At 57.0% G+C, this 3,220-nt stretch carries 2 protein-coding genes; one reads left to right on the top strand and one right to left on the bottom strand.

Translation table 11 applies throughout. The annotated features are described in order from the left end of the window. On the top strand, nucleotides 1-2,576 hold a 2,576-nt coding region (locus FBQ85_28550), incomplete at its 5' end, for a T9SS type A sorting domain-containing protein (GenBank protein MDL1879084.1). A 139-nt stretch (nucleotides 2,577-2,715) separates the two neighbouring features. On the opposite strand, the gene FBQ85_28545 is transcribed toward FBQ85_28550, so the two are convergent. Then, nucleotides 2,716-3,220 (bottom strand): tetratricopeptide repeat protein (locus FBQ85_28545; protein MDL1879083.1); only part of this gene is annotated, 505 nt, incomplete at its 5' end.

The raw sequence follows: 3,220 nt of genomic DNA, 5'->3' as shown, positions 1-3,220 counted from the left end.
GCAATTATTGCTACGTTTGGCTGGACGGCACCAACGGCATTTCCGGCTGGCAGAATTATTTCTACAGCCCGCTGTATTATTACACCGGTGTGCCGGTGTTGACCAACCTGAGCATCAACCTCGCGTACTGGCCGGGTGGTTACGCCTACTACACGCGTTTGGGTTCGATTCCGATCTGCTGGGATGTGCAAGACGGCCGCGACGTGGCAGAAGTGCGTTGGAAGATCGTCCGGAATCCAAATCCACCGAACGGCGCTGCGGACACAACCAACGGCGGACGTGTTCGTTTGCCCACAAACGGCACGCTCACGAGTTTGGGTTGTGCGAATCTGGAATTAACAAAATTGACACAACAGGGTTGGTGGTATGTCTATGTTTGGGTGTTGGACAAAGCCGGGAATTCCGGCCATGCCAGCGCCACCTCGTTTCGGTTCAATTATGATGTGACTGCGCCCAGCCGTCCGACGCAGAACATCGACGGCCCGATCACGCGCAACATTCCGGTCGTCACGTGGTTTGGCCGTGACCAGGTTTTGCGGTTCGCGTTCAGGCTTCCCACGGCTGCACGCGACGCCGCCCGTGTGTTTTGGCGCTTTAAAACCGCGCCAGATACTTTAAACGGAGCGCAGGGACAATCCGCATTGACGTTCACAGCCAACCGGGATTCCGCCAGATTTTCCGTGTCCTTTAATTCCTCCGATTTGTGCGGCGAAGATAGTTTATACTTCTGGGTGGCGGATTCTGCCGGCAATGTTAATCCAGCGAACTACTCACTGGCGCGCTATCGCTTCGATATGTGCCCGCCGGAAATCACGCGCGTCAAAACATTGAGCAATAATATCGCGCTCAACGGCCAGGATTTTGTGGATCGCCTGCTGGTGACAGATCCGCATTCTGATGTTGATACCGTGTGGGTAAACTATCGCCTGGGCGGCGCAACTACCGAAGCTCCGCCGATTCCCGCATTTCGCATTGGCACGACGGACACGTTTCGTTTCACCATTCCGCAGGCCGGCGTGACGCGCCGCGGCCTGGAGTTTCGCGCAACCGCGCGCGACAATGTGCCGGCGGCTTATAACGGCCCCAACACCGCTTATGGCCCGAGCAATGGTCCGGCGTGCAACGATCATGACGGCGATGCCATCATCGCCGGCATCAGCGAAGGCGAAGAGATGTGGTATCCCATCCGCACGCGCGTTACCGGAGAGGGCGATTTTCGCATCGACTCCGACGGCCGTCCTGTGCCGCTGGCTTCCGGTGATTCGACTTTGAGCTATCAGTTGGTTTCGGTTCCGTATGAATTGGACAGCAGCGGCGTGCTCAGCGTCGTGCAAGACGATCTCGGCGCCGCCGATGCAAAGCAATGGCGTCTGTTCGATTACCTGCCGCAGAATTCGGTTGCCACGCGCTGGCAGGAAGGCGCGAAAGCCAGAGCTTTCACGCCGGGCCGCGCCTTTTTCGTCATCACCCGCAAGAACGACGTCGTCCTGGACAGCGGCCCGGGCCAGACGCGCCGCACTGTGTGCCCGGATACGTTGACGGTTTACGAAGGCTGGAATCTGCTCGCCACGCCCTTCAATTTTCCGGTACACAAGCGCTCGCTGCGTTTGATCAATGCCGATAAAGACACTGTCAGCTTGTGGTCGTTTGAACGGCAATGGACTTTCTCCGATGTGATGGATCCCTGGCGCGGTTACGCGATTTATGTGACGCGCGGTCCAAACGTCTCCACGAGCGCGCCGTTGCGTTTGATCGTACAACCCGTTGCCGTGCCCGGGCGCATCGGCAAACCTGGCACACCGGCGCTGGCGTGGCAATCAGGCGAATGGGCCGTACAAATTGCCGCGCAAGCCAACGAAGCCCGTGACAAGCTCAACTGGGCGGGCGTGCGCCGCGGCTCCGCCGAGGGTTATGATGCCAATGAAATGGCGGAACCGCCGGTGATTGGTGGTTACGTCGCGGTATCGTTTCCGCGTCCGGAATGGCGGCAACCCGCGGAAAATTTCTGCACCGATTTTCGCGCCCAGCGTGAAGAGAATCAAGTGTGGGAATTCGAGGTGGCCACCGATCAAACGCGCAGCGATGTGCGCGTGCAATTTGATTTCGTCGGCGACTTCCCCGCTGATGCAAAAGTTTATGTGATTGACGAAGCACTGGGCATTGCCCAAGATTTGCGGGTGAAAACGGAATACGCGTTCCGCAGCGGCGCACAGCCCATCCAAAAGAAACTGAAGCTGGTGGTGGGCGCGCAGGAATTTGTTGCGAAGCAAGCCGGCGAAATCGCGCTGGTACCGCAGGCTTTCGAATTGCTGCAAAATTTCCCGAATCCGTTCAACCCGGAAACCAGCATGCGCTACAATCTGCCGGAAGCCGCGACCGTGAGCTTGGTGATCTATGATCAACTCGGACGCAAGGTTCGCACGCTTCTCAACGGCGTCTCGCAACCGGCGGGCTATCACAGCGTGCTGTGGGATGGCCGTGATGAAACCGGCAGAGCCGTTGCGACCGGCATCTATCTCTACAAAATCACCGCCGGCGCACAAAGCCAGGTTCGCAAGATGGTTTTGCAAAAATAGATCTTGCAGACAATCGTCTGCCTCTTGACTCTCAACCAAAAAGCCGTTGCAATTCCTAATTGCAGCGGCTTTTTGGTTCTGGGGCATCTGCATGCTCAGCCTGAGATAAAATGCGTCATGGCAATCAAGAAGTTGTGCCTCACGGCAGCGCCTCAAACTGCGCAGCCTGTTGCGCTTTTCCAATTGCTCGATAAAGTTGATAAAGCAAGGCGCGCGTGCGCCGGGTCAAAGCATCATCGTCTCCGCGCTTGACTTTGAGCGTTTCATAGCCCGAAAGCAGCAACGGCTCGGCTTCATCGAATTTATGCAACGCCAACAGACAGCCGCCAAGCACACTTTCAGCGCGGGCCACTTGCCAATGTCCCGCTGCCATCGAATCGCGAAAGATTTGCAAGCCCTTGCGTGCCAGCGGTTCCGCCTCGGCCGCGTTTCCATTTTCAGTAAGCGCGGCTGCCAGGCCGAGAAGAGAGCTGCCGGTGCGTTGATTTGGCGTTTTCCAGGCTTTGCTATAAATCGCGATGGCATTTTTGTAAACCGGAATGGCAGCGGCAAAATCGCCTTTTTCATAAAACATCGTTGCCAAACTGTTGAGCGCGTAGGCCACCAGCCAGTGATTTTCACCGCGCGATTTGCGATGCAATACA

The sequence above is a fragment of the Cytophagia bacterium CHB2 genome (genome assembly GCA_030263535.1).
Classification (GTDB): Bacteria; Zhuqueibacterota; Zhuqueibacteria; order Zhuqueibacterales; family Zhuqueibacteraceae; genus Coneutiohabitans.
Note: the sequence above shows the minus strand (reverse complement) of the source record. Positions and strands in the feature narration are given on the sequence as shown.